This is a genomic window from Amycolatopsis sp. cmx-4-83, from assembly GCF_046548815.1.
GTDB classification, from domain to species: Bacteria; Actinomycetota; Actinomycetes; order Mycobacteriales; family Pseudonocardiaceae; genus Amycolatopsis; species Amycolatopsis pretoriensis_A.
Genome location: NZ_JAEBEF010000009.1, coordinates 499,092 through 516,804, shown reverse-complemented (window position 1 = coordinate 516,804; position 17,713 = coordinate 499,092). Strand labels below are relative to the sequence as shown.

The following is a 17,713-nucleotide window of genomic DNA, read 5'->3' as shown; positions in this document are numbered from 1 at the left end:
CCATCCCGCCAGGAGGTCCCCCGGTGAAGACGTCCAGAACGCGGCGCCTCGGCCGCGCACTCGCCGTGCTGGCACTGCTCGGTGCCGGCACGACCGCCGCCCAGCTCAGCCCGGCCGCGGCGGCCACGCCGGCGCTGCAGTCGATCGTGCCTGTGCCGGTCTCGGTGACCGCGGCCACCGGGGTCACCTTCCCGCTGGTCTCGACGACGAAGATCGTCACCGAGGCGGGCTCCGCCCCGGCCAAGCAGGTGGGCGATTACCTGGCCGGCGTGCTGCGCCCGTCGACCGGCTTCGCGCTGCCGGTGTCGGACGCGCCGGCATCCGTGCCGTCCGACAGCATCGCGCTGCTGCTGAGCGGCGCGCCCGCCGCCGTCGGCGCGCAGGGCTACCAGCTCGTGTCGACGGCATCCTCGGTCACGGTGCGCGCCCAGACGGCCGACGGGCTCTTCGCCGGCGTTCAGACGCTGCGGCAGATGCTGCCCGGCAGCGTCGAGAGCGCGTCGGCGCAGCCCGGCCCGTGGAACGTCCCGGGCGCGACGGTCCTGGACTACCCCCGGTTCGGCTACCGCGGCGCGATGCTCGACGTCGCCAGGCACTTCCACCCGGTGTCGACGGTCAAGCGCTACCTCGACCAGCTCGCCCAGTACAAGATCAACAACCTGCACCTGCACCTGGCCGACGACCAGGGCTGGCGCATCCAGATCGACAGCTGGCCGAAGCTGGCGACGTACGGCGGCAGCACCCAGGTCGGCGGCGGCGCGGGCGGCTACTACACGAAGGCGCAGTACACGGAGATCGTGAACTACGCGGCTTCCCGCCACATCACGGTCATCCCGGAGATCGACATGCCGGGCCACGTCAACGCGGCGCTGGCGTCGTACGCGGAACTGAACTGCAACGGGGTGGCGCCGGCACTGCGCACGGACACGGCGGTCGGCTACAGCTCGCTGTGCATTTCGAAGGACATCACGTACACGTTCATCGCGGACGTCCTGCGCGAACTGGCGGCCCTGACCCCGGGCCCGTACCTCCACATCGGCGGCGACGAAGCGTCGTCGACCTCGGCGGCCGACTACCTGACGTTCGTGAACAAGGTCCTCCCCCTGGTCGCGGCGACGGGCAAGCAGGTGGTGGGCTGGCACGACATCGCGAAGGCGACCCTGCCGGCCTCGGCCACCCCGCAGTTCTGGGGCACGACGGCGTCGGACGCAGGCGTGTCGGCGGCGGCGTCGCGCGGCAGCAAGGTGATCCTGTCACCGGCGAACAAGGCGTACCTGGACATGAAGTACAACAGCTCGAGCCCGATCGGCCTGTCGTGGGCGGGCTACATCGAGGTCCAGGACGCGTACGGCTGGAACCCGGGCGCATACCTCTCGGGCGTGTCGGAGTCCGCGGTCCGCGGCGTGGAGTCCCCCTTGTGGGCGGAAACGGTGACCAAGCCGGCCGACATCGACTACCTGGCGTTCCCCCGCCTGGCCGCCCACGCGGAACTGGGGTGGTCCCCGTGGTCCACGCACGACTGGACGACGTTCCGCACCCGCCTCGGCGCCCAGGCCCCCCGCTGGGTGGCACAGGACATCGACTTCTACCGGTCTTCACAGGTCGCGTGGGACACCGGCGGCACGACGAACCCGGGCACGTGCGCGGACCCGGCTTGGGCTGCTTCGCAGGTGTACACGGGCGGGAACGTGGTGTCCCACAACGGCCACAAGTGGACGGCGAAGTGGTGGACGCAAGGCGAGGAGCCGGGAACGACGGGCCAGTGGGGAGTGTGGACGGACAACGGCACCTGCTGACCTTCGGTCGGCTCCGGCGTGTGTCGCTACCCTGCGGCCATGCCGGAGCCGTGTCCGATCTGCGCCAAGCATCGCGGTAACGGGCCGCTCACGAGCCTTGAAGTCTGGTCCGACGATCTGGTCGTCGTGAGCCACGGAGCCGAGCCCGGGTTCTTCGGCTACCTCTTCGTCGAGACCCGGCGGCACGTCGCGTGCCTCGACGCCCTCACCGGGCCCGAAGCGCTGGCGGTAGGCAGAGCGGCTTGGCTGGCCGCGCGGGCGTTGCGCGCCGAGCTCGATGCCGAGTCCCTGCACTCGGCCGTCACGGGTCGGACCGTGCCGCACTTCCACCAGCACGTCTTCGTCCGGCACCGCGGTACGCCGCCCGAGGCCGGCTGGATGGACGTCGCGCTGCCCAGCGCACCGCACGACGAGCGCGTGGACCTGTGCGGGCGGTTGAGGCCGCACTTCGACCGGCCATGATGGACGAGTCGCCGGGCGCAGACCGTCAGCGGCGCGCTGCGGGCGGTGAAAGCGGAACACCCGGCCTGCTCCGCGGGTTAGGTTGGGGCATGAGCGCTGATCTGGAGCAGGTTCGGACGCTGTCGTTGCAGGAGCACGGCTTGGCCACCGTGGCCACCACGCGGGCCGATGGGACTGTGCACTCCTCCGTTGTCAACGCCGGGGTCTTCGATGATCCGGTGACCGGGACGCCCGGGATCGCTTATGTCGCTGTCGGGAAGGCGCACAAGCTCGCGCTGCTGCGGCGGGCCGGACATGCCACCGTCACCTTTCGGCGGGGGTGGAACTGGCTCTCCGTCACCGGGGCCACCCACCTCGTCGGGCCGGATGATCCCGATCCCGCGTTCGATCCCGCCGGGCTGCCTCGGCTGCTGCGCGACGTGTTCATCGCCGCGACCGGGACTCATGACGACTGGGACGAGTACGACCGCGTGATGGCCGAAGAGCGGCGGGTCGCGGTGTTCATCCGGGCGGACCGGATAATCGGCAATTCCTGATCCTTCCGTCTCCGGGAGTCGTTCGTTGTCCGAGTCACCGCCTCGCGTCACCACGCCGGTCAAGGTCCTGCTCGGCGTGCTCTTCGTCGCCGACGCCGGGTTCGGCGTGGTGCTCGCCCTCGGGCTGGTTCGCGGTCAGTCGCCGTGGCTGATCGGCGGTGCCTACGCGGCGACCGTGCTCCTCGCCGTGCTGGTCTACCGCGCGTCCCGCGCCCGCGAGCTCAAACGCGGCTTCGCGGGCCTGCAGGACCTCACCGTCGGCGACGAAGGCCTCCGCCTGCCCGCGGGCACCCTCAGCACCCGCGTGATCCCGTGGACGCAGATCGCCGACATCACGCCGCGCCGCTCAGCCCGCTTCGGCGACGGCTTCGTCCGCGATGCCCTGTGGGTCGACCTGGTCACCGGCGGTGGTGTCGAAAGCTCGGTGCAGCGCTACGCGCCCCGCGGCCGGCTCGCTCCGGCGCCGCCGGGCCGGCGGCAGTTCGAGCAGACGGCGATCCTCGACCCGGCCCTGTTCGACGCCGTCGTCGAGCGCCTCCGCAAGGAACTGCGGCACCGGCAGCTGCACGCCCAGCTGCGCGGCTCACCCCGCATCCGCCACCACTGACCGGCCCGGCCGCTAACCGCGGCGGCCCAGCAGCTCCCGCGGCACGATCCGCACCGGGAAGGGCAGCTCGACCTCCAGGACCTCGTCGCCCGCCGCCTTGTCCACCTGCTGGTAGTGGCCCTCTTCGTCCAGCTCGAACACCGTCAGCGCGGGGTCGGCCGGGTCGATCACCCAGTAGCTGCCCGTGCCGAGCCGCTCGTAGACCGCCTTCTTGAGGTTCAGGTCGTAGATCGCCGTGCTCGGCGACAGCACTTCGACGGCGAGCACGGGCGGCGCCGGAAGGTCCTTCTCGGTGAAGTCCTCCGCGCGGCCGACCAGGACGTCCGGCTGCAGTTCGATCCGGTCGCCGTGGTGCACCGCGAACGGCGCGCCGAGCACGTCGAACTCGGCCGGGCACGCCGCTTCCAGCACGCCGTAGAGGCGGTAGGCGATCTTCTGGTGCCGCAGCCCGGGCGCCGGGGTCACGAGCAGCGCCCCGTCGATGAGCTCGTATCTTCGGCCGTCATCCGGCATCCCCTCCAGGTCGCGCACCGTCATGGGGCCCGACCCGGTCGGATACTGGAAGTCCATCATGAGAGTCATCGTGCCCTCCTTTCGCTCTTCGCACCAGAGCACCAGAGAGCACCGACAGAAACCGCATCGAACACGGGTTCGGCGCCGTTATTCACGCGTAAGAGTGAACAACGGCGCCGGTGTCACTTCGAGGCGACACTCACTTCTTGTTCTTACCCGAGTCCTCAGTGGACAGTGCGGCGACGAAGGCTTCCTGCGGGACCTCGACGCGGCCGACGGTCTTCATCCGCTTCTTGCCCTCCTTCTGCTTTTCCAGCAGCTTCCGCTTCCGCGAGATGTCACCGCCGTAGCACTTGGCGAGAACGTCCTTGCGGATCGCGCGGATCGTTTCGCGCGCGATGATCCGCGCGCCGATGGCGGCCTGGATGGGCACTTCGAAGTTCTGCCGCGGGATCAGCTCGCGAAGCCGGTTCACCATGCGGTTGCCGTAGTTGTAGGCGTCGTCCTTGTGCACGATCGCGGAGAACGCGTCGACACCCTCGCCCTGCAGCAGGATGTCCACCTTGACGAGGTCCGCCGACTGCGTGCCGGCCTCTTCGTAGTCCAGCGACGCGTAGCCGCGCGTCCGCGACTTCAGCGTGTCGAAGAAGTCGAAGATGATTTCGCCCAGCGGCAGGTTGTAGCGCAGCTCGACCCGGTCCTCGGACAGGTAGTCCATGCCGAGCAGCTGACCGCGCTTGTTCTGGCACAGCTCCATGATCGTGCCGATGAACTCCGACGGCGCCAGGATGCTGACCTTGCTGACCGGCTCCAGCACCTTGTCGATCTTGTTGCCGGTCGGCCAGTCCGAGGGGTTGGTGACGTGGATTTCCTTGCCGTCGTCCAGTACGACGTCGTAGACCACGTTGGGTGCCGTCGAGATCAGGTCGAGGCCGAACTCTCGCTCGAGGCGGTCGCGCGTGATCTCCAGGTGCAGCAGGCCGAGGAAGCCGCAGCGGAAGCCGAAGCCCAGCGCCACCGACGTCTCCGGCTCGTAGTCGAGCGCGGCGTCGTTGAGCTGGAGCTTGTCCAGCGCCTCGCGCAGCTCCGGGTAGTCCGAGCCGTCCACCGGGTAAAGCCCGGAGTAGACCATCGGCTTCGGCTCGCGGTAGCCCGCCAGCGCCTCCTTGGCGCCGTGGCGCTCGGACGTCACGGTGTCGCCGACCTTCGACTGCCGGACGTCCTTCACACCGGTGATCAGGTAGCCGACCTCGCCGACGCCGAGTCCCTTGCTGGCCTTGGGTTCCGGCGAGATGATGCCGACTTCCAGGAGCTCGTGGGTGGCGCCGGTGGACATCATCTTGATGCGCTCGCGCGGGGTGATCTTGCCGTCGACCACCCGGATGTAGGTGACGACGCCGCGGTAGGTGTCGTAGACCGAGTCGAAGATCATCGCCCGCGCCGGCGCGTCCGCGTCGCCCTGCGGCGCCGGGACCGACTTCACCACCTCGTCGAGCAGCGCGCCGACGCCCATGCCGGTCTTGGCCGACACCCGCAGGACGTCGTCGGGCTCGCAGCCGATGATGTGGGCCAGCTCACCCGCGTACTTGTCGGGGTCGGCCGAGGGCAGGTCGATCTTGTTGAGCACCGGGATGATCTGGAGGTTGTTCTCCAGCGCGAGGTAGAGGTTGGCCAGCGTCTGGGCCTCGATCCCCTGCGCGGCGTCGACCAGCAGGACGGCGCCTTCGCACGCCTCCAGGGCCCGGGAGACTTCGTAGGTGAAGTCGACGTGGCCGGGCGTGTCGATCATGTGCAGGACGTGGTCCTGCCCGTCGACCTGCCAGGGCAGCCGGACGTTCTGCGCCTTGATCGTGATGCCGCGCTCGCGTTCGATGTCCATCCGGTCGAGGTACTGAGCGCGCATGGCCCGCTCTTCCACGACGCCGGTGAGCTGCAGCATGCGGTCGGCCAGGGTGGACTTGCCGTGGTCGATGTGCGCGATGATGCAGAAGTTCCGGATGAGCTCCGGCGGCGTGAAGGTGGTGTCGGCGAACGTCGTCACTCGAATGAGTCCTCGGAAAGTCGGGGATGGCCACCTCTATGGTCCCATGGCCCTCCGGGTGCGGGTGGGGGTCATCCCCGATGCGGGGTTTCGCGATCCGTGGTGCCCTCGAAGTATGAGCACTCCGCACCAGCCGGCACCCCCTCCCCAGCCGGAGACCAGCGGGTTTTCCCGCGTTCTCGACCGTGCGTTCGGTCACCCTTCGGGACCGCTCGGCCGCCTCGGCGGCTGGGTGATGGCGCGGGGCAACGCCGCGACCGAACACCGCGTCGTCGACCTCGCGAAGATCGAACCGGACGAAACCGCCTTGGTCATCGGCCCCGGCCCCGGCGTCGGCCTCGACGCGGCCGCGCGCCTGGCCGGCCGCACCATCGGCGTCGACCCCTCCCCCGAGATGCTCGCGCTGTGCCACGACCGCTGCGGCGACCGCGCCGAGCTGCGAGAGGGTTCGGCCGCGCGCACCGGCGAGCCCGGCGAGTCGGTGGACGTGGTCCTGACCGTGAACAACGTCATGCTCTGGGACGACCGCGCGGCGGGCTTCGCCGAGCTGTTCCGGGTCCTGCGCCCCGGCGGACGGCTGCTGCTGTCCGCGCACGAGAAGTGGCTGCCCGTGAGCAGGCACGTGCTGGCCGACGAGGCCACGGCGGCGGGCTTCGCCGACCTGCAGACGTGGACCTGGGAGCCGCCCGGTTTCGCCGCGCTCGCCGCCCAGCTGCGCGCCGTCAAGCCCGCCTAGCGGGTGTCCGTCCGGATCGGGTGGCCTTCGGGGACCTCGACCAGGACGATCCGCGTGCCGTCCGGGTCGGCGATCCAGGCCTCGTCCAGGCCCCAGGGCTCGCGCTGGGCGTCCCGGACCGGTTCCAGGCCCTTGGCCTCGAGGTCGGCGAGGGTGCCGGCCAGGTCGCGGACCTGCAGCCAGAGCACCAGATCGGGCGACGAGCCCGTCTCGCCCTCGCCGGAGACCTCCAGGGAGCCGTGCCCGAGGAAGAACACGGTGCCGCCGGGGAATTCGCGCTCGACGGCCAGGCCGAGGGTGTCGCGGTAGAACGCGGTGGTCGCGGCGGCGTCGCGCGGGCGGATGATCAGCCTGCTCTTCAGGACTTCCATCGCACCATCCCTACCGGACGGGCTCAGGCGGCCGCAATCGCGGCGATGCCGGACAGCACGAGCACCGAGCCGGCGAGCCGCCGCACGGCGTCGCGTTCGCCCAGCACCAGCCACGCGGCGAGGCCGCCGAGCACGATGCTCAGCTCGCGGGCGGGTGCGACCAGGCTGACCGGCGCCATCGTGAGGGCGAACAGGACGAGGATGTAGGCGACCGGCGAGAGCAGCCCGACCACGAACACCTCGCGGCGCTGCTCGCGCCAGATCCGCGTCACTTCGGCGCGGCCGGCCAGCGCACCGGGCACGAGCAGCACGCTCTGCAGGATCGAGCCGAGGCCGAAGTAGACGACCGGCGGCACGCCGAGACCGGTCACCGAGTGCGCGTCCCAGAGCGTGTACCCGGCGATGACGGCCCCGGTCAGCAGCCCGTAGCCGATCCCGGCCCGGCGGGCCCGCGGGTCACCGCCGCCACGGCCGGTGCTGATCACCAGTACCCCGGCGATGACCAGGAACGCGCCGACGAGACCGAGCCACCCGGGGCGTTCACCCAGCACCAGGACGGCGGCCAGCACCGACAGCAGCGGTCCGGTGCCCCGGGCGACCGGGTAGACGACGGACAGGTCACCGACGCGGTAGCCGCGTTGCAGCACGATCCCGTAGGCGATGTGCAGCACCGAGGTGACGAACCCGGCGAGCAGCCAGCTCCACTGTGGACGGTCCGCTTCGACGACGAGCTGCACCACCGTGATCGGCAAGAGCACGACCGCGCCGACGGTGTAGTAGAGCCAGACGAACTGGGTGCCGCCGGAGGAGATCCGCTTGGCGGCGAGGTTCCACGCGGCGTGCACCACGGCGGCGACGAGGACGAGGGACAGGGCGGTGGCGTTCACGGGACCCCTCACGGGTTTTCGCGGGCGCGAAAACCGGGTCCTCCAGGCTTTTGCCCCGTCAGATGAACGACCGGCCGTCCGGGCCCGCCGATGGTGCCGCTCGGACCAGACCCGCCCGGCCCTGGTTGTGTGTACGGCGTGCGGACCGGCGACGGAACCCTAGGCACTGACCGCCGTCCACCGTACCCCCGGTGATCAGGTGCCGCCGGAAGCCGCCGCGAGCTGGGCTGTTAAAGTGGACGCTCGTTGCCGTGCGGCATTCCGTCATGGAGGAAACCCGCTTTTCAGCGGGGCCGAACGAGCGCGGCGGCGGATCTCACCGAGTGAAAGCAGGAGTTGCCTCATGGCCAACATCAAGTCGCAGATCAAGCGCATCACCACGAACGAGAAGGCGCGTCAGCGCAACCAGGCGATCCGGTCCTCGGTGAAGACCGCGATCCGCAAGGTCCGCGAAGCGGCCGACGCCGGCGACAAGGCCAAGGCCACGGAGCTGCAGCGCGACGCCGCCCAGAAGCTGGACAAGGCCGTCTCGAAGGGCGTCATCCACGCCAACCAGGCCGCCAACAAGAAGTCGGCGCTGGCCAAGCGCGTCAACGCGCTCTGAGCTGGTTGATTTCTGGGAAGGCCCCGGCTCCGGCCGGGGCCTTCTCCGTGTCCGGGGTCAGCGGTCGCCCTTGGCCGCCGCGACCTCGAGGACAGCGCGCTCCAGCGCGTAGCCCGGGTCCGCCGCCACGCCCTTGACCTCGGCGTTCAGCCGTGCGACCACCCGCATGGCCGTGGCCAGGCCGTCCTGGTTCCACCCGCGGGACTGGCCCTGCGCCTTGCGGATCTTCCACGGCGGCATGCCCAGCTCACCCGCCAGCTGGTTCGGGTTGCCGCGCCCGGCCCCCGAGACGCGCGCGATCGTGCGGACCGCGTCGGCCAGCGCGTCCGCCACCAGGACGTGCGGGACCCCCAGCTGCATCGCCCAGCGCAACGACTCCAGCGCCGCCGAGCGGTCGCCGCTGACGGCCTTCTCCGCGACCGCGAACCCGGTCACGTCGGCGCGGCCGCGGTGGTACCGGTGGACCGCGTCGGTGTCGATCGTCCCGCCCGTGTCGGCCACCAGCTGATTGGCCGCCGAGGAGAGTTCGCGCAGGTCGGAGCCCACGGCGTCGATCAGCGCGGCGACCCCGGCCGGGTCGATCTTGCCGCCCGCCCGGCGCACCTCGTGCCGCACGAACTGCTCGCGCTCGGCCGGCTTCGTCAGCTTCGGACACTCCGTGATCTCGGCCCCGGCCTTCTTCAGCGACGCCGGGAGCGTCTTGCCCGCCTTGCTGCGGCCGCCCCCGGTGTGGACGACGACGAGCACGACCCCCTCCGCCGGGTCCTTCAGGTAGGACGCCACGGCGTCGGCCAGCTCCTGCGAGATGTCCTGCGCCGATTCGAGGACGATCACGCGGCCCTCGCTGAACAGCGACGGGCTCACCAGTTCGGCCAGCTCGGGGGCTGTGAGATCGGACACCCGGACCCGGGTCAGCTCGGCCGTGGCGTCCATCGCGCGGGCGGCGGCCAGCGTCTCGCGGACGGCCCGCTCGATCAGCAGTTCTTCGTCACCCAGCACCAGGTGCAGCGGGGCCGGGGCGGTGGCTTGCGCGGTCACCCCCGAATCCTCTCACCCGCGCCGCGGTGCGCCCGCTCCGGTGATGTCGAGCGGACACCATGGCACGGCTCGAGCACCATGTCGTACGGTGTAGGCGAGGCAGCCCGCCCCGGGGAATCCCGGCGTGCGCGCACCGACAACTGAATACCGCTCATCCAGAGGGGCAGAGGGAACGGCCCGACGAAGCCCCGGCAACCGGCGTACAGCCCGTCATCCCGCGATCGCGGGGTAGCTGACGACCACGGTGCCAATTCCGGCCCGCTTCGGCGGGGCAGATGAGGAAGGAACCTCGCGATGACCGCAACCCTCGGCACGACCTCCACCACCAAGACCCCGGACCTCGGTCCCGCCGTCGAGCTGGTGTCGAAGGAAGAGGGCCACCGGCAGCCGCTCGCCCCCGAATTCGTCTCCGCCGAAGACTTCTCGCCGCTCGAGGTCGCCTACGACTTCGGCCGCGTCCGCCGCGAAGACATCGAGGCCGGCCCCAAGAACATCTGGCGCTACAAGAAACTCCTCCCGGTTCCGTCCAACGTCGAAGAGATCCCCAACACCGAGCCGGGCGCGACCCGCCTGGTCCGCGCCGACCGCCTCGCCAAGGAACTCGGCCTCAAGCGCCTGTGGGTCAAGGACGACACCGGCAACCCGACGCACTCGTTCAAGGACCGCGTCGTCGCCGTCGCGCTGGCCGCGGCCCGCGAGTTCGGCTTCGAGGTGCTCGCGTGTCCGTCGACCGGCAACCTGGCCAACGCGACGGCCGCCGCCGCGGCCCGCGCCGGCTGGCGGTCGGTCGTGCTGATCCCGAAGTCCCTCGAGCGCGCCAAGATCCTCACCACCGCCGTGTACGACGGCGACCTCGTCGCGGTCGACGGCAACTACGACGACGTCAACCGCCTCGCCACCGAGCTGGCCGGCGAGCACCCGAAGTGGGCGTTCGTGAACGTGAACGTCCGGCCGTACTACTCGGAAGGCTCGAAGACGCTGGCCTTCGAGGTCGCCGAGCAGCTCGGCTGGCGCATCCCCTCGCAGATCGTCGTGCCGATCGCCTCCGGTTCGCAGTTGACCAAGGTGGACAAGGGTTTCCGTGAGCTGGGCCAGCTCGGCCTCGTGGACGCCAGCCCGTACAAGGTGTTCGGCGCCCAGGCCACCGGCTGCTCGCCGGTGTCGGCCGCGTTCCGCGCCGGCCATGACGTCGTCCAGCCGGTGAAGCCGGACACCATCGCCCGCTCGCTGGCGATCGGCAACCCGGCCGACGGCCCCTACGTGCTCGACGTCGTCAACCGCACCGGTGGCGCGATCGAGGACGTCACCGACGAAGAGGTCGTCGAAGGCATCCGCCTGCTGGCCCGCACCGAAGGCATCTTCACCGAGACGGCCGGCGGCGTCACCGTCGCCACGGCGAAGAAGCTGATCGAGACGGGCAAGCTGGACCCGGACGCGGAGACCGTCCTGCTGATCACCGGCGACGGCCTCAAGACCCTCGACGCGATCGAGAACCACGTGGGTCCCAAGGCGATCGTGCCCCCGTCGGCCGCCGCCGTGAACAAGGCGCTCGGCTACTGACGTCCGCCGGCCCGGGGCGCGCCGCGAGGCGTGCCCCGGGTTTCAGCGGCGCGGCGGGCCACGAGGCTCGCCCCGGCGCGCGACCGCCGGCCCCGCCGTGTCCGTCACGACCGCCGTGTCGCCGTCGACGTCGGTCCGCGTGACGAGCGCACCGAGCGCCGTCAAGGTGTCCATTGTGGACTTGTTCGGGTGGCCGTAGGTGTTGCCGGCGCCCACGCTGACCAAGGCCACCCGCGGCGCCACCGCCGTGAGGAAAGACGGCAGCGAGTAACGCGAACCGTGGTGGGGGACTTTCAGCACCTCCGCTTTCAGGTCACCGATGTCGGCGAGCAGGTCGGCTTGCGCGGCCAGCTCGACGTCGCCGGTCAGCAGAACCCGGCCCGCCGCCGTGTCCGCCCGCAGCACGACCGAGCTGTTGTTGATGGTCGTTCCGTCCTGCCCCGCCGAGCGCGCCGGTACGTACCGCGGCCCCAAGAAGTCGAGCGACAATCCCGGCCAGGCCAGCCGCTCCCCCGGGTTCAGCTCCACCAGCGGCACCGCCTGCCGGGCCGCTTCCGCGGCCACCTGCCGCCACGCCCACTCCGGCGCCCGCCCCGCCCCGACGGCGATCCCGCCGACCGCCCGGCCGTCGAAGACCGACGCCAGCCCGCCGATGTGGTCGGCGTGCAGGTGGCTCAGCACCAGCAGCGGGATCCGGTCGACGGCCAGCCGGTGCAGGCATTCGTCGACCGGCCCCGGTTCGGGCCCGGTGTCCACGACGACGGCCCGCCCGGGTTCGGCGGTCGCCAGCACCACCGCGTCGCCCTGGCCGACGTCGCACTCGACCACTGCCCAGTTCCGCGGCGGCCACGCCGGCGCCAGCACCCGGACCGGCACGAGCACGAGCAACGCGCCGGCGGCCAGCACCGCCATGAGCAACCGCACCCGCCGTCGCCGGGCGGCCAGCACCAGCACCGCGAGGACGGCGGCGGCGAGGAGCCCGCCCCACCAGCCTCCCGGCCAGGCGATGACCGCACCCGGCGCACGCGCGCCGTGCCGGGCCACCGTGATCAGCCACCGGGCTTCGGGATCGGCGAGGTGCACCAGGAACTCCCCGGCACCCGGCCACCACGGGCCGGTGACCGTCGCCAGCACGCCGAGCACCGTCGCCGGGGCCACCACCGGCGCGGCGAGGACGTTGGTCAGCACCGAGACCAGGCTCACCGAGCCCGCCATGCCCGCGAGCACCGGCGACGTCACCAGAAAGGCGGCCAGCGGGATCGCCAGTCCTTCGGCGACGCCCGGCGGAACCCCGCGGCGGACCAGCCCGCCGGCCCAGCGCGGCGCGAGCAGCACCAGCCCGGCGGTGGCGCACACCGACAGCGCGAACCCGAAGTCCGTGGCCATCGCCGGATCCACCACCACGAGCAGGCACACCGCGAACGCCAGCGCGGGCAACGCCGAACCCCGCCGGCCCAGCGCCAGCGCCAGCAACGCCACCGCCGCCATGACCCCGGCCCGCAGCACGCTCGGCTCCGGCCCGACCAGGACGAGGAACCCCGCCAGGCAGGCTCCCGCCGCCACCGCCGACAGCCGCGGCCCGAGCCGCAGCAACCGAAGCAGCAGCAGGACCGCACCACAGGCGACGGCGAGGTTTCCGCCGCTGACCGCGGTGAGGTGGGCGAGGCCGGCGGTGACGAACTCCTGCTCGACGCGCGGTGACAACGCGCTCGTGTCGCCCAGGACCAGCCCCGGCAGCAGCCCGGCGGGTTCGTCCGGCAGTGCCTGGCACAGGTCGTGGAGACCGGCCCGCAGACCGGCCGCCACCCGCTGCCACCACGGCGCCGGACCCGGCTCCCCCGGCGGGCCGCGTACCGAAAGCACCGCCACGGTCAGGTCCGAGCCGCGCGGCGGCATCAGCAGGCCGGGCACGGTCACTTCCTGGCCCGGGAGAAGCGAAGCCCATTGGGCGACCGGAGCCAGCAGCAGGACGCGTCCGGACGACGACACCGGCCGCCCGTCGACCGACGCCGTGCGCACGTCGGCCGCCAGCACCACCGACCGGGCACCGGCCTGGCGATCGGCGTAACCCGCGCCGCGCACGGGTTTCGGGCGTTCGGCGACGACGACCCGCAGCACCGCGGGCAGTCCTTGGGCCGCTTCGGCGCGCAGGGCGTCCTGCTGCGCGTCGCGGATCCGCCAGGCGACCGGCCCGGCGGCGACGAGCCCCAGGACCAGCAGCGCCGCCGCCGCACTGAGCGCGCGAGGACGGTCGCGGGCCCGCCAGAGCACGAGCCCGGCGAGCACCGCCGAGGCGAGCCCGGCGGCCACGGCCGTCCACCAGCCGAGGAGCAGACCGCCGAGCGCGGCCAGCCAGCACGCCAGCGCCGCCGGCACCAGCCGCATGTCCTGCCGGGTGTCGGTCGCGGGGAAGGCGCTCATCCGACCGTCACCTTCTCCCGGAGCTTCTCGAATTTGCTTTCGCCGAGCCCGTCGACATCGCGCAGTTGCTCGATCTTGGTGAAGCCGCCGTGGTCGGTCCGCCACTGGACGATCCGCTTCGCCATCACCTCGCCGATGCCCGGCAACGTGTCCAGCTGGTCCGCGGTCGACGCGTTGAGGTCGACCTTCCCGCCCTCCGCCGGCGCACCGGGGACGGCGGCGGGTGCCGGGACGCCGACCGCGAGCTGCTCGCCGTCGGTCACCTTGCGGGCGAGGTTCAGCCCGGAGACGTCCGCGCCGGGATCGGCCCCGCCCACCGCGCGCAGCACGTCCGCGACGCGGGCGCCGGCGGGCACGGTGACCAGCCCCGGCGACCGGACGCGGCCGATCACGCTGACGACCAGGCCGGTCGGGGGCGCGGCCCGCGCCTCCGCCGCCGGTTTCGCACCGGGCAGCGCGGGCAGGGGCTCGGGTGCCGGACGGCCGCCGAAGAGCGTGACCGCGCCGAGGACGATCACCACGACCGCGGCGAAGACGCCGGCGAGCGCCCACCGGCGGCGGCCGGGACCGGCCGATCCGCCCGGCAGCCAGCGCCGGACCAGCCGGCCACCCGGCCCGACCGTGCTCGCATCGGGCGAGAGCTGGTCGGCCAGCCAGGAGAGCCGGTCGTTGACGGGGAGGCCCGGATCCCGGGCGGGCTGCTCGAACACACGATCGACGTTAGGGCGCGCGGGGAGGGGGCCGACAGGGGTGGTGGTGCTTCCTGTGGACAACCGGGGTGTTGTGGACGGATTCACCCGGCCCGGCCCGGGAACGGCCGTTTCCGTCGTACCCGGGTGGCATGCTGGCGGGTTCGGCTAGCTCCGGGACGGGACCGTGCGCTGGACGACCACGCCCAGCACCCCCGGCCCGGTGTGCGCGCCGATCACCGCGCCCAGCTCGGAGACCACGCAGCCCGCCGAGCGCGGGACGGCTTCCTCGAGCCGGTTCGCCAGTTCGACCGCCCGTTCCGGCGAGGCGAGGTGGTGGACGGCGAGCTCGACGTCGTCGCCGGCCGCGGCTTCGGCGGCGAGCTCGACCAGCCGCGCGATCGCCCGGTTCATGGTGCGGACCTTTTCCAGCGGCAGGATCCGGCCGTCGGCCATGTGCAGCACCGGTTTCACCGCGAGCGCCGTGCCGAGCAGCGCCGCCGCCGGGCCGATCCGGCCGCCGCGGCGCAGGTGGTCGAGGGTTTCCACGACGAACAACGTCGACGAGCACGCGGCCGCCGTCATCGCGGCGGCCTCGACGGCGGCGGGTTCGGCGCCCGTGGCCGCGGCACCGGCGGCGTGCAGCGCGGCGAACCCGAGCCCCATCGCCGTGGTCCGCGAATCGACCACGCGGACCCGGTCGGGCCCCACTTCCTGGGCCGCCAGCACCGCCGCTTCCCACGTGCCCGAGAGCTCGCGCGACAGGTGGACCGAGACGATCGAGTCCGCGCCCTCGGCGAACGCCGCGCGGTACACCGCGGCGAATTCGGTCGGGGTCGGCCGGGAAGTCGTGACGATCTTGCGCTGCTTCATCGCTTCGGCGACCGCCGCCGGGCCGGTCTCGACGCCGTCGAGCGAGACGACGCCGTCGACGAGGACGTGCAGCGGCACCACCCGGACCGCGTGCCGTTCGGCGAAGCCCTCCGGCAGGTGGGCGGTGGAATCCGTGACTACGGCGACCGACACGCCGTCAGCCTACGTGGCCGGGGGCCAGCACCGGCGCCATCAACACGGACATCGCGTCGCCCACCGAGGCGTGTCCCTGCCAGCCCCAGTGCATGCCGTCCGGGTTGCCCTCACCGCTCAGGACGTGCTCTCCGACAACGGCTTCGAGGTCGAGCAGCGGGACGTTCGCCCGCGCGCTCCACGCCGCCATCGCGGCCGCCGCGGCGGGACGCGCGGTGTGCACGCCGCCGTAGGCCGCCGCGCGGTGCACCGACGGCAGCATCCCGAAGACCGGCAGCTCGGGCCGCAGGGCGCGCAGCGCACCCACGGCGGTGTCGAGGTACTGGACGGTGAGTCTGGCCGGCAGCACCGTAGGCCGGCCGCGGAACGCGATCGAAAGCCGGGGCTGCGCGGCGAGGTAGGCCTTGCGCACGACCCGCCGGACGGGGTCGGGCCGCAGGTAGCGCAGCCCGGTGCGCAGGTAAGTGGGCAGCGGCGACGGCAGCGTGTCCATGCTGCCGACCGCGAACACGACGGCGTCGACGTGGTGCAGGTCGGCCCACACGCGCGGGTCGCCGGTCAGCGACCACCAGGCGTCGCGGGCGTTCCAGCCGATCCCGGCGACCAGGTCGGCGGTGCCGCCGAGCGCGGCGGCCGCGATGTTGGGCCACAGCCGCGGTTCGTCCGCGGCGCAGGGTCCTTCCGGACCGTGAAAGCTCAGCGAATCGCCGAACACCAGCAGGCGTGGCCCCATCGGCTAGCCGTGCATCCCCGCGTTGAAGGCGTGCAGCCGCCACTTGCCGTCGCGCAGGCCCAGCTCGACCCAGTGGCAGTTCGAGATCCCGCCCAGCGACGGCCAGATCGTGACCGGCAGGTTCAGCAACCGGGCGGTGAGCGCGATGATCAGCCCGCCGTGCGCGGCCAGCAGCACGGTGTCGCCGACGTCGGAGTTGGCCTGCTGCAGGTCGGCGACCACTTCACCGGCGCGGTCGGCGACGTCGACGCGGTTCTCGCCGCCCGGCGGGGCCCAGGTCGCGTCGGTGCGCCAGCGATCGCGTTCACCGGGGTAGGCCGCGTCGACCTCCGCGCCGGTGAGCCCCTGCCACTCGCCGAGGTGCGTCTCGCGCAGGCGCTTGTCGATGCGCAGCGGGACGCCGATGGCGTCGGTGAGCACGGTGGCCGTGTCGGTGGCGCGGCGCAGGTCGGACGCGATGACGAGGTCGGGCGAGAACCGGGCCAACGCGGGCACCGCGAAGCGGGCCTGGTTCCAGCCGCGCGGGGTCAGCGCCGAATCCAGGTGACCCTGCATCCGCCCGGCGGCGTTGTAGTCCGTCTCGCCGTGGCGCCAGAGCACGAGCCGCCGCGGGCTCACGGGACGTCCGGGTCCTCGTCGGCGGGTGGCTCCTCGAGACCGGCCACCTCGATGCGCGGGCAGTCCTTCCACAGCCGCTCGAGGCCGTAGAACGTGCGCTCCTCGACGTGCTGGACGTGCACGACGACGTCGACGTAGTCGAGCAGGACCCAGCGGCCTTCGCGGGCGCCTTCGCGGCGGACCGGCTTGTGGCCGCTCTCCCGCAGTTTCTCTTCGACGTTGTCGACGATCGCGCCGACCAGCCGCTCGTTGGACGCGGAGGCGATGACGAAGGCGTCGGTGATGACGAGCTGCTCGGACACGTCCAGCACGACTACGTCGCTGGCCTTCTTGTCCGCCGCCGCGTGTGCGGCCGCTACGGCCAGCTCTCGTGCCTCGGACGTGGCTGTCACAGTGCTCCTTCACAGATCGGGTTCGCCCGAGAAGGGTACCCGCCGGGACCAGCGGGCCTTCAGTCGCTCTTCCGGTAAAGGTCCTTCTTGGTGATGTAGCGGACGACGCCGTCGGGCACGAGGTACCAGACCGGCTCCCCGCGTTCGACCCGGTCGCGGCAGCCGGTCGACGAGATCGCCATCGCGGTGACCTCGACGAGGCTCACCTTCCCGCTGGGCAGGTGGTGCGAGTTGAGCCGGTAGCCGGGCCGGGTGACGCCGATGAAGTGCGCGAAGTCGAACAGCTCGTCGGCCTTGTGCCAGGTCAGGATCTGCTCGAGCGCGTCCGCGCCGGTGATGAAGAAGAGCTCGTCGTCGGGGTATTCGGCGTGCAGGTCGCGGAGGGTGTCGACGGTGTAGGTCTGGCCGCTGCGGTCGATGTCGACGCGGCTGACCGAGAAGACCGGGTTCGACGCGGTCGCGATGACCGTCATCAGGTAGCGGTCCTCGGCCTTGGTCACCCGGCGGCTGGTCTTCTGCCACGGCTGGCCGGTGGGGACGAAGATCACTTCGTCGAGCCCGAACCGGGACTGGACCTCGCTGGCCGCGACGAGGTGGCCGTGGTGCACGGGGTCGAAGGTGCCGCCCATGACCCCGATCCGCCGTGGTGACATGACTCGGGAGCCTATACATCGCGCGCGCGG

General features: G+C 72.0%; 19 protein-coding genes and 1 riboswitch. Of the genes, 7 read left to right on the top strand and 12 right to left on the bottom strand.

Annotation, left to right across the window (positions count from 1 at the left end; all coding sequences use genetic code 11):
- Nucleotides 1-23 precede the first annotated feature (23 nt).
- From ACLJQM_RS29290 to ACLJQM_RS29275, 4 genes are all read left to right on the top strand, one after another.
- Nucleotides 24-1,796, top strand: a complete 1,773-nt coding sequence (locus ACLJQM_RS29290) for a family 20 glycosylhydrolase (RefSeq protein ID WP_410633534.1) — start codon at nt 24-26, stop codon at nt 1,794-1,796.
- 39 nt (nt 1,797-1,835) lie between these two features.
- The gene (locus ACLJQM_RS29285; RefSeq protein WP_360769567.1) at nt 1,836-2,258 is read left to right on the top strand and encodes an HIT family protein; all 423 of its coding nucleotides are present in this window, start codon (nt 1,836-1,838) and stop codon (nt 2,256-2,258) included.
- A gap of 89 nt (nt 2,259-2,347) precedes the next feature.
- Complete coding sequence (locus ACLJQM_RS29280) at nt 2,348-2,794, top strand: pyridoxamine 5'-phosphate oxidase family protein (RefSeq protein ID WP_360769564.1); 447 nt, start codon at nt 2,348-2,350, stop codon at nt 2,792-2,794.
- 25 nt (nt 2,795-2,819) lie between these two features.
- On the top strand, nt 2,820-3,401 hold the full coding sequence (locus ACLJQM_RS29275) for a hypothetical protein (RefSeq protein ID WP_247020740.1): 582 nt from the start codon (nt 2,820-2,822) through the stop codon (nt 3,399-3,401).
- A 12-nt stretch (nt 3,402-3,413) separates the two neighbouring features.
- Here the strand turns inward: ACLJQM_RS29275 and ACLJQM_RS29270 are convergent, their stop codons facing one another.
- A complete protein-coding gene (locus tag ACLJQM_RS29270; RefSeq protein WP_360769562.1) occupies nt 3,414-3,983 on the bottom strand; it encodes a Uma2 family endonuclease in 570 nt (189 codons plus the stop codon).
- Nucleotides 3,984-4,113: 130 nt separating this feature from the next.
- The gene (gene lepA / locus ACLJQM_RS29265) at nt 4,114-5,955 is read right to left on the bottom strand and encodes a translation elongation factor 4 (protein ID WP_410633532.1); all 1,842 of its coding nucleotides are present in this window, start codon (nt 5,953-5,955) and stop codon (nt 4,114-4,116) included.
- A gap of 115 nt (nt 5,956-6,070) precedes the next feature.
- Here lepA and ACLJQM_RS29260 point away from each other — a divergent pair, with 115 nt between their 5' ends.
- A complete protein-coding gene (locus ACLJQM_RS29260; RefSeq protein WP_360769557.1) occupies nt 6,071-6,691 on the top strand; it encodes a class I SAM-dependent methyltransferase in 621 nt (206 codons plus the stop codon).
- On the opposite strand, the gene ACLJQM_RS29255 is transcribed toward ACLJQM_RS29260, so the two are convergent.
- Entirely contained in the window at nt 6,688-7,062 is a 375-nt protein-coding gene (locus ACLJQM_RS29255; RefSeq protein ID WP_410633531.1) for a VOC family protein, read from the bottom strand. The genes ACLJQM_RS29260 and ACLJQM_RS29255 overlap by 4 nt on opposite strands.
- Before the next feature lie 23 nt (nt 7,063-7,085).
- Nucleotides 7,086-7,949: a DMT family transporter gene (locus tag ACLJQM_RS29250; protein ID WP_410633529.1), complete on the bottom strand. Its 864-nt coding sequence runs from the start codon at nt 7,947-7,949 to the stop codon at nt 7,086-7,088.
- A 343-nt stretch (nt 7,950-8,292) separates the two neighbouring features.
- On the opposite strand from ACLJQM_RS29250, the gene rpsT reads away from it, so the two are divergent.
- Nucleotides 8,293-8,553, top strand: a complete 261-nt coding sequence (rpsT, locus tag ACLJQM_RS29245) for a 30S ribosomal protein S20 (protein ID WP_247020727.1) — start codon at nt 8,293-8,295, stop codon at nt 8,551-8,553.
- Nucleotides 8,554-8,610: 57 nt separating this feature from the next.
- Here the strand turns inward: rpsT and holA are convergent, their stop codons facing one another.
- A complete protein-coding gene (gene holA / locus ACLJQM_RS29240) occupies nt 8,611-9,591 on the bottom strand; it encodes a DNA polymerase III subunit delta (protein ID WP_247020725.1) in 981 nt (326 codons plus the stop codon).
- Between the two features lie 148 nt (nt 9,592-9,739).
- Nucleotides 9,740-9,873, top strand: a riboswitch (SAM riboswitch).
- Nucleotides 9,874-9,885: 12 nt separating this feature from the next.
- On the opposite strand from holA, the gene thrC reads away from it, so the two are divergent.
- Nucleotides 9,886-11,151, top strand: a complete 1,266-nt coding sequence (thrC, locus tag ACLJQM_RS29235) for a threonine synthase (RefSeq protein WP_360769547.1) — start codon at nt 9,886-9,888, stop codon at nt 11,149-11,151.
- Nucleotides 11,152-11,193: 42 nt separating this feature from the next.
- On the opposite strand, the gene ACLJQM_RS29230 is transcribed toward thrC, so the two are convergent.
- From ACLJQM_RS29230 to nadD, 7 genes are all read right to left on the bottom strand, one after another.
- Nucleotides 11,194-13,572: a ComEC/Rec2 family competence protein gene (locus ACLJQM_RS29230; RefSeq protein WP_410633527.1), complete on the bottom strand. Its 2,379-nt coding sequence runs from the start codon at nt 13,570-13,572 to the stop codon at nt 11,194-11,196.
- A complete protein-coding gene (locus ACLJQM_RS29225; protein WP_360769542.1) occupies nt 13,569-14,282 on the bottom strand; it encodes a ComEA family DNA-binding protein in 714 nt (237 codons plus the stop codon). The genes ACLJQM_RS29230 and ACLJQM_RS29225 overlap by 4 nt, the downstream gene beginning before the upstream one ends.
- Nucleotides 14,283-14,429: 147 nt before the next feature.
- Complete coding sequence (locus ACLJQM_RS29220) at nt 14,430-15,287, bottom strand: DegV family protein (RefSeq protein WP_360769539.1); 858 nt, start codon at nt 15,285-15,287, stop codon at nt 14,430-14,432.
- Between the two features lie 4 nt (nt 15,288-15,291).
- A complete protein-coding gene (octT, locus tag ACLJQM_RS29215; protein ID WP_247020715.1) occupies nt 15,292-16,020 on the bottom strand; it encodes a diglucosylglycerate octanoyltransferase in 729 nt (242 codons plus the stop codon).
- A 3-nt stretch (nt 16,021-16,023) separates the two neighbouring features.
- Nucleotides 16,024-16,638, bottom strand: coding sequence for a histidine phosphatase family protein (locus tag ACLJQM_RS29210; RefSeq protein WP_247020713.1), 615 nt, complete (start codon nt 16,636-16,638; stop codon nt 16,024-16,026).
- On the bottom strand, nt 16,635-17,030 hold the full coding sequence (gene rsfS, locus ACLJQM_RS29205; protein WP_247020711.1) for a ribosome silencing factor: 396 nt from the start codon (nt 17,028-17,030) through the stop codon (nt 16,635-16,637). The genes ACLJQM_RS29210 and rsfS overlap by 4 nt, the downstream gene beginning before the upstream one ends.
- Nucleotides 17,031-17,089: 59 nt before the next feature.
- Complete coding sequence (gene nadD, locus ACLJQM_RS29200) at nt 17,090-17,659, bottom strand: nicotinate-nucleotide adenylyltransferase (protein WP_360770354.1); 570 nt, start codon at nt 17,657-17,659, stop codon at nt 17,090-17,092.
- Between the last annotated feature and the right edge of the window lie 54 nt (nt 17,660-17,713).